Below are 7,904 nucleotides of genomic sequence, written 5' to 3'. Positions count from 1 at the left end.
TGATGGGCAAAGAGTTCCTGCCCGAGTTCAACGAAGGCACCGCGACGATCAACGTGCTCTCGTCGCCGGGCACATCGCTCAAGCAATCGAACCGCATCGGCGAGATCGCGGAAAAGCTGCTGCTGAGCGTGCCGGAAGTCATCTCCACCGGACGGCGCACGGGCCGCGCGGAACTCGATGAGCACGCCGAGGGCGTCCACTACAGCGAGATCGACGTGGACTTCAAAAAGACCGGCCGCACGCGAGAGCAAATCCTCGATGACGTGCGCGCCAAGCTCAGCCAGATCCCCGGCGTCGTCACGAGCGTCGGGCAGCCGATCTCGCATCGGCTCGATCACCTGCTCTCCGGCGTGCGCGCGCAAATCGCGGTGAAGATTTTCAGCGAGAATCTCGACGCCCTGCGCGCCGCCGCCGCGCAGACCGAAGCGGTGATGAAGACCATTCCGGGCGTCGTCGATTTACAAATCGAGAAACAGGTGCTCATGCCGCAGGTCAAGGTGCAGGTGAACCGCGAGAAGGCGAAACTCTACGGCGTGCAAATCGGCGAGCTGAACGAGACGCTCGAAACCGCGCTCAATGGCCGTACCGTCGCGCAGGTGCTCGACGGGCAAAAAACTTACGACGTGGTGGTGCGCTACGACGAAAAATCGCGCGACGACGCTGAAGCCATGCGCCGGATGCTCATCGACGCCGGCACGCAATCGAGCAGCGCGAAACCCGAAGGCGAAAACGGCGCGAAGCCTGAGCGCGAAACGCCGCAGAAGGTGCCGCTCGCGCTCGTCGCCGACGTGCTCGAAGGCAAAGGCCCGAACATCATCAACCGCGAAAACGTCCAGCGCCGCATCGTCGTGCAGGCGAATGTCAGCGGGCGCGATCTCGGCTCCGTCGTCAAAGAAATTCAGGACAAGATCAACGCGCAGGTCCATCTGCCGACCGGCTTTTTCATCAGCTACGAAGGCCAGTTCCAGAGCCAGCAGGAGGCGACGCGGCTCATCGGCCTGCTCTCGATCGCGACGCTCGCGACGATGTTCCTCGTCCTCTACTCGCACTTCCGCTCGACGATGATCGTCGCGCAAATCCTGCTCAACATCCCGCTCGCCTTCATCGGCGGCTTGATCCTGACGTGGCTGCTCGTCGGCAAGATCTCCATCGCCACGCTCGTCGGCCTCATCACGCTCGCCGGCATCGCCTCGCGCAACACGATCATGATGATCTCGCACTACATCCATTTGATGGAGTTCGAGGGCGAAAAGTTCGACAAACACATGATCGTCCGCGGTTCGCTCGAACGGCTCGTCCCCGTGACGATGACCGCCGCCGTCGCCGGCCTGGCCTTGATTCCGCTCGTCCTCGCCGCCGGCCAGCCCGGCAAGGAAATCCTCTACCCCGTCGCGGTCGTCATCCTCGGCGGCCTCATCAGCTCCACGCTCCTCGACATGGCCGTGACGCCCGCCGTCTTTTACAAATTCGGTCGTCGCGCCGCGGAGAAATACGTCGAACGCGAAGAAGTCGATCCCCTCGACGCGATCACGGCCATGCCCATTCCCACCGAGCGCAAACGTAGCGACGAAAAAACGATCACTGGAAATGGCGCAAATGAGTTTGAGGGATCGGCGAAGGAACGTCGTTGAGCGCGGCCGGGCTTCGTCTTTGAAGCGCGCCAGGTTTGGACGGAGATCGCCTCCTCTACTCGATTGCCGCAGTTGACGAAGCGCGGCGCGCGGCGAAGTAGGAGCCGATGACCAGTAACGCGGCCAGCGCTTGCGCCTCGAGAGTTTCCACCGTGGGCAATATGCCGAACCACAGTCCCATCCAATCCGGCATGAGGCCGCTCAGAGAGGGGATGGCCGTGGTGGGAATCCAGTGCGCGAGTTGCATCTCCTGCGCCTGCTCGCCGACCATGACCAGCAGGACCGCTCCCAGCATGATCCCGGTGAGCACGAGCATCCGGCGATATGGCAGGCGCCGATGCGCGACGAAGGTGAGAGCCGCGGCGATGCCGGTGAAAAAGAGTCCGATGGAAGTCCCGAGCAAGACCGGCCCTTCGCCGAGTTTCAGCCGGTAACTTTGCAAAAAGAGCACGACCTCGAAGCCCTCGCGATAGAACGACGTGAAGCCGAGGAGCGCCAATCCCAAGAGGAGCCGCGTCTGCGAAATGCGCCGCCCCTGCGCCCCGGCGAGCAGCTCTTTTTTCCGGCGGTTGTGCAGGCAGATCCAGCCGCCCCAATAGACTTTGTGAAAGAACCAATTCATCACCACGAGCAGCACGACGACGGCGAGCAACCCCGTAGCGGCTTGCAGGTCGAGTGCGGGCACGCTCTCGCTGAGGCTGCCGACGATGCCGATGGCGATGAACCAGGTGATCACCGTGCCGATGAATCCCGCGCCTGCTCCGATGGCCACCGGACGCCGGTGCGCACGATCCCGCCCGATCATGCTCGCGGTGATCGCCGAGAGCACGAGGATGCACTCCAGCCCTTCGCGAAAAACGAGGATGCCGATGTCCAGCATCGCGGCGGCAGGCGAGCGATGAGGCTGGACCGGATCGGGAACTCCGCCCGCGGTGATCCCCTGCCAGACGAGCAATCCGACGATGATCAATGCCGGCACGGCGAGCGCGATTCGCACCGCCGGTTTCAGAAATCCCTTTGGTGGGATTTCTACGTCGGCAGTAGTCAGGTGTGTGGCGGCGGCGGCGGTATTCATGGCGGAGGTTGCCCGACAAATGTAGCGGCTCCGCGAATTGCTGGCTTTCGGTGGATTGCCAAAAATTGTCGGCAGATTGCGAAAGGGAAGCTGATCCGAATGGTAGAGCGCCGCCTTCGGGAACTTGACAAAGCGTCCTGTTGAGAACGAATCTCAGGTTCTCCGCCCGGTGCAAGAGCCGCGCTGACCGTCCGAAATGATCGCTTCCAGCCACAACCCAAATTGCTTTGAATCCGCGGCGTGGCGCGGTATCCGCGGCACCTGGCAGCAGGTTTATGGCAGCTTTCCGAATGAGGGTGTGAGTGTGGAATGGCACGATTTTGAAACTCCCACCGAACTCAATTGGGCGGAGAGTTTTCACGATGACAGTCTCGAACTCTGCCTGAATCTCTGCGGCTCGGGCACGATCACGCAGCGCTCGCGCTCGCTCGCCCTCGGCGATTTCACTATCGCTTTGTATCGCGGCGACGGTGCCGAGCTGACTGCCGCGCGCTCGGCGTCCGGTCATCATCGTTTCGCGACTGTGGAGCTTTCCCGCGACTATCTTCAAAAGCAGTTGGCTGACTGTCCGCGCGAGGAGCTTCATCCGGTGGTGAAGGGTTTCCTGGAAAATACCCGCCGGGGCGTTTCCGCGGCGGTGCAGCCGATGACCGGCCCGCAGCAGACCCTGCCACTGCTTTTCTGCGAACCGCCCGTGCCCAAAGCGGCACAACCGATTTGGTTTCAGGCGCGCGTGCTGGAGTTGATCTCGCAAGTCTGTTTCCGCCCGGAGGTCGAGTTCTTTTGCAGCAGGCAAAAGCGGATGGCGCGCGAGCGAGTCGAAAAGACCAAAGCGGTCCTCGCGGCAAGGCTGGACCAGCCTCTCGATCTCGATGCCGTCGCCCGGCAAGTCGGCTGCAGCAGTTTCTATTTGAGCCGCACTTTTTCCCAAGAGGCCGGGCTGACGATGGCGCAGTATTTGCGCCGCATCCGAATGGAAAAGGCCGCGGAACTTTTGCTCACCGGGCGTTTGAACGTGACCGAAGTCTCGCTGGAGGTTGGTTATTCGAGCCTCGGCCATTTCTCGAAATCATTCTGCGAAGTGATTGGCTGCTGTCCCACGCTCTATCCGCACGCGCGGCATCTCGTGATGCCGCGGCGGTAGTTTTCGCAAGCGCCCGACAAAAAATAGCAATCCGGCGGAAGCGCGGGCGCAGGGCTTTCTGAAATGTTGAGCGCCTCATGCACTCACGCCCAATCCGCTCGATTCAAAAGATCACGCGCCTCACGGCGCTCGCCGCAGTCTTGCTCGCGCCCGCTTTCACCGCGTCGGCCACGGAACGGCGCTTTACCTATACCTATGAGACAACGACCACGCCGAAAGGCGGCATCGAGATCGAGAATTGGGTGACGTGGAAACACATCGGCGAACCCGGCACGAGCCACACCGATCTCTTCGAGTTCCGGCACGAACTGGAGTTTGGCATCACCGATCACTTGCAACTCGGCGTCTATCTCTTCGACTGGCAATACAACCGCAAAGACGAGGAGGGTCATCAGGCACGATGGCAGCACTCCGGGCTCGAGTTGATCTACAGCCTCACGAATCCGACCACCGACTTCCTCGGCTCCGCGCTCTACGCCGAAGTGCTCGCCGGTGAAGACTCGTTTGAAGCCGAGGGCAAGCTGTTGCTGCAAAAAAACTTTGGCCCGCTCCGCATCGCCTACAACCTGATCCTCGAAGCCGAATGGGAAGGCAAAAAGTTCGGCAACTTCGACGAGCGCAACGGCGAGTTCGCGCAAACGCTCGGCATCAGCTACGACCTCAACAGGAACTTCTCCGTCGGCGCGGAAGTCCTGCACGAAATTCCGCTGCCGGACTGGAGCGAAGCCGCGGACTCAAATGTCTTCATCGGACCGAATGCGTCCGTCCGCTTCGGGCGCGTCTTCGTCACCGCGACCGCGCTTTTCCAAGTCACGAACGTGGAAGCTGAACCAGACGCGCAAGTCCGGCTCATCACCGGCTTCGACTTTTAGGAACAATGATGGAGACATCGCCGACGTTCTCAAAGTGCGCTCGCCTGGCGGCCTGCATCGCCGTCGCACTCGTCATCGGCGGGTGTGCATTCACGGGCAACGTCGCCCCGCCGGTGACGCCAGCATTAGTCGGTGCCGGCCACGGGGCATCCGCGGAGACACTCGGTGAAGGCCGGCGCATCTTTACCGGAAAGTGCAGCGCGTGCCACGCGTCCGACCCGGTTGAAAAATACTCGACAGCGGAGTGGCGTGCCGCGGTCGATAAGATGGCCCCACGCGCGAAGCTGAGCGCCGATGAGCGCTCGACGTTGCTGGCTTACTTGATGGCAGTGAAATCATTGCCCGAAGATTCGGAGCGCTGAGCCAACATGGGATGAGGTGTATTGCGCACGAGAAGCAGGATCGTGGCGGTGGCCGCGAGCAGCGCCCCAGTGGTAAAGGCGACCCCGGTGCCGAATCTTTGCCAGAGCAAACCAAAGACCAGGCTCGCGGGCAACGTGGCGATCCCGATGGTGCAGTGATACCAGCCGAAAGCTGTGCCCCGCAGATGCGGCGGCACGAGACTCGCGATCCAGGCGCGCTCGGCGGGCTCCACGAATCCAAAATAGACGCCGTAGGCGAGGAAGACACCTGTCAGTAAAGGCGCGGAATTCAGCCAACCGAAGGCAAGATAAATGGCGGCGTAGAAGATCCAGCCGGCTGCCATCATGGGGCGCGGCCCGATACGATCGGCGAGCCGTCCTCCGAAATAGGTGGCTGCCATCTTCACGCCGTGATGCGCCGACCAAAGCACCGCTATCCAAGCCGCGGAAACGCCCGTGCCTCCAAGGCGCAGAAGCAGAAAGGCGTCGGTCGAATTCCCGAGTGTGAACACGAACACTGCCAACAGGAGACGACGATATTCCCCGCCCAAGGCGTTCCAAGAGGCGCTGAGCCTGGGCGCGATTTGAGCGTCGGCACGGTGCGTGGTGGGTTCTTTGATGAAGCACAGGAGAACGATGAGCACCAGTGCAGCAGGCACAGCCGCGAGGAGGAAAACCTGCCGAAGTGGCAAACCCGCAGTGGTCAGAAGCAGTGCGGCGACGAGCGGACCGACCACAGCACCAGCGTGATCCATCGAGCGATGGAAACCGTATGCAGTGCCTCGCGCGCTGGCGTCGGTGACATCGGCGATGAGCGCGTCGCGCGGCGAGGTGCGCAGCCCTTTCCCCACACGATCGGCGAAGCGAAGTGCCAACACGGCCGGCCAGACTGTGGCGAGCCCGATGAGCGGACGCACGAGTCCGGATAGGCTGTAACCCGAGACGATCAGCGGCTTTCGCTTTTGCGTGCGATCCGTCCAGATGCCCGAAGCGACCTTGAGCAGAGCGGCTGTCGATTCTGCGACGCCTTCGATGAGCCCGAGAGTGACCGCGCCCGCGCCGAGCACCGTCGCAAGAAAGATGGGCAGAAGCGGATAGATCATCTCGCTGGAGAGATCGGTGAGAAAACTCACCGCTCCGAGAGCAATGACCGCTTTGGGAATACGGGCGGTGAGGCGTGAAAACGGCATTGGTCGAGTGTGAACCAGCATCCATCAAATCAGCGAGACGGAGCAGAGCCTTCCTGCGCTTTGAAGAAGCGTTCGCCGTCCTCCGGGTTCATTACGTCCGCCATTGCGCGGTGATGGTCGCGCGTCTCGCCAGGAGTGTGGGCCGGACGGAGGAACGGGTCGCCTTTGCCGTGGAATCCCTCCTCCATTGCCCGAATGCGGCGGACTTGCTCGTCGTTGAGGTGGTAGTCGGATTGCCAGCGATGGACTTCGCTATCGAGGGTCGCTGCTTGTTGACGAGTGGCGAAGTAGTGAAACGCGAAACCCACGATCATAAAGATACCGGCAATCCACGCCCAGATCTGCGCCTTGTCCCGGAGCGTCATCGGCGCGGGCGGCTCCGGCTCCCGCCCTTTCTTCCGCTTCGTGCGCTTCTGCGGGTGATTCACGGTTGCTCAAGTGTTTGCGGGTGCGCGCAGCAACCGGAGGGCGTTGGCGATGACGAGGAGGGTCGCGCCGGTGTCGGCGAGGATTGCGAGCCAGAGGCTGGCGTGACCGAGCACGGCGAGGACGAGGAAGACGGCTTTGAGCGCGAGGGCGAAGGCGATGTTAAACTGGATGATGCGGACGGTGCGGCGGCCGAGAGTGATGGCTTCGGCCACTTTGCTGAGGTCGTCCTGCATGAGCGCCATGTCAGCGGTTTCGATGGCGGTGTCGGTGCCCGCGCCGCCCATCGCGATGCCGACGCTCGCTGCGGCCATCGCGGGCGCGTCGTTCACGCCGTCGCCGATCATGCCGACGTATTTCAATTCACCGAGCATCGCTTTCACGCGCTCAATCTTTTGGTCGGGAAGCAGGTCGCCGTGGGCTTCGTCGATCCCAGCTTTCTTCGCGATGGCGCTGGCGGTGCGTTGGTTGTCGCCGCTGAGCATGACGATCTTTTCAATGCCAGCGCGGTGCAGCGCCTTAATGGCTTCGGCGGCGTTTTCACGGATGGCGTCGCCGACGGCGAGGATTCCGAGCACTTCGCCTGTGCAGTCCGCGTGCGGTTTGTGTCCCACGACGACGACGGATTGCGCATCGGCCTCGATCTCCGCGAGACGTTCCTCGATTTCCGGGGAGCACACGGCCAGCTCGTGCGCGAAGCGATGGTTGCCGACAAAATAGGGATGGCCGTCGATGACGCCTTCGGCTCCGCGCCCGCTCTTCGCCTGGTAGTTTTCGCTGCGCGGAAACTCGATGTCCTTCTCCTTCGCATAGGCGACGACGGCTTGCGCCAGCGGATGCTCCGAATGCGTGTCGATACCGGCAGCGATGCGCAGGATTTCAGCTTCGGTCTTCGAGTTCAAAGCCACGACCTTCGTGACTCGTGGTTTGCCTTCGGTGATCGTGCCGGTCTTATCGACAGCGAGGGCGCGCAGTTTTCCCACGGCTTCGAGCACGGCGCCGCCTTTGATGAGCGCGCCGCGCCGCGCCATCGCGGTGAGCCCGGAGACGACGGACACCGGCGTGGAGATGACCAGCGCACAAGGACAGGCGATGACGAGCAGCACGAGGCCGCGATAAAACCACGTCAGCCATTCGCCGCCGAAAAGTAGCGGCGGCGCGAGCATGACGAGCAACGCGGCGACCATCACGGACGGCGTGTAGT

7 protein-coding genes are annotated in these 7,904 nt (G+C 62.2%); 3 read left to right on the top strand and 4 right to left on the bottom strand.

What is annotated here, in order from left to right; all coding sequences use genetic code 11:
* A partial coding sequence (locus ABJF10_RS27120) for an efflux RND transporter permease subunit (protein WP_348547754.1) occupies nucleotides 1-1,631 on the top strand: 1,631 nt, incomplete at its 5' end.
* Between the two features lie 55 nt (nucleotides 1,632-1,686).
* On the opposite strand, the gene ABJF10_RS27115 is transcribed toward ABJF10_RS27120, so the two are convergent.
* A complete protein-coding gene (locus tag ABJF10_RS27115) occupies nucleotides 1,687-2,706 on the bottom strand; it encodes an FTR1 family protein (protein ID WP_348547753.1) in 1,020 nt (339 codons plus the stop codon).
* Between the two features lie 196 nt (nucleotides 2,707-2,902).
* Here ABJF10_RS27115 and ABJF10_RS27110 point away from each other — a divergent pair, with 196 nt between their 5' ends.
* On the top strand, nucleotides 2,903-3,850 hold the full coding sequence (locus ABJF10_RS27110; protein WP_348547752.1) for an AraC family transcriptional regulator: 948 nt from the start codon (nucleotides 2,903-2,905) through the stop codon (nucleotides 3,848-3,850).
* A gap of 77 nt (nucleotides 3,851-3,927) precedes the next feature.
* A complete protein-coding gene (locus tag ABJF10_RS27105) occupies nucleotides 3,928-4,722 on the top strand; it encodes a hypothetical protein (RefSeq protein ID WP_348547751.1) in 795 nt (264 codons plus the stop codon).
* A gap of 316 nt (nucleotides 4,723-5,038) precedes the next feature.
* Here the strand turns inward: ABJF10_RS27105 and ABJF10_RS27100 are convergent, their stop codons facing one another.
* From ABJF10_RS27100 to ABJF10_RS27090, 3 genes are all read right to left on the bottom strand, one after another.
* Nucleotides 5,039-6,274, bottom strand: coding sequence for an MFS transporter (locus ABJF10_RS27100; protein ID WP_348547750.1), 1,236 nt, complete (start codon nucleotides 6,272-6,274; stop codon nucleotides 5,039-5,041).
* 29 nt (nucleotides 6,275-6,303) lie between these two features.
* Entirely contained in the window at nucleotides 6,304-6,702 is a 399-nt protein-coding gene (locus ABJF10_RS27095; RefSeq protein WP_348547749.1) for a hypothetical protein, read from the bottom strand.
* A 6-nt stretch (nucleotides 6,703-6,708) separates the two neighbouring features.
* A partial coding sequence (locus ABJF10_RS27090) for a heavy metal translocating P-type ATPase (protein ID WP_348547748.1) occupies nucleotides 6,709-7,904 on the bottom strand: 1,196 nt, incomplete at its 5' end.

It is taken from the genome of Chthoniobacter sp. (assembly GCF_040003245.1).
Lineage (GTDB): Bacteria > Verrucomicrobiota > Verrucomicrobiia > Chthoniobacterales > Chthoniobacteraceae > Chthoniobacter.
Note: the sequence above shows the minus strand (reverse complement) of the source record. Positions and strands in the feature narration are given on the sequence as shown.

What these genes read in the sequence shown, in the direction of transcription:
- ABJF10_RS27115 (WP_348547753.1), bottom strand. Translation starts at nt 2,706, where the DNA reads ATGAATACCGCCGCCGCCGCCACACACCTGACTACTGCCGACGTAGAA.
- ABJF10_RS27110 (WP_348547752.1), top strand. Translation starts at nt 2,903, where the DNA reads ATGATCGCTTCCAGCCACAACCCAAATTGCTTTGAATCCGCGGCGTGG.
- ABJF10_RS27105 (WP_348547751.1), top strand. Translation starts at nt 3,928, where the DNA reads ATGCACTCACGCCCAATCCGCTCGATTCAAAAGATCACGCGCCTCACG.
- ABJF10_RS27100 (WP_348547750.1), bottom strand. Translation starts at nt 6,274, where the DNA reads ATGCCGTTTTCACGCCTCACCGCCCGTATTCCCAAAGCGGTCATTGCT.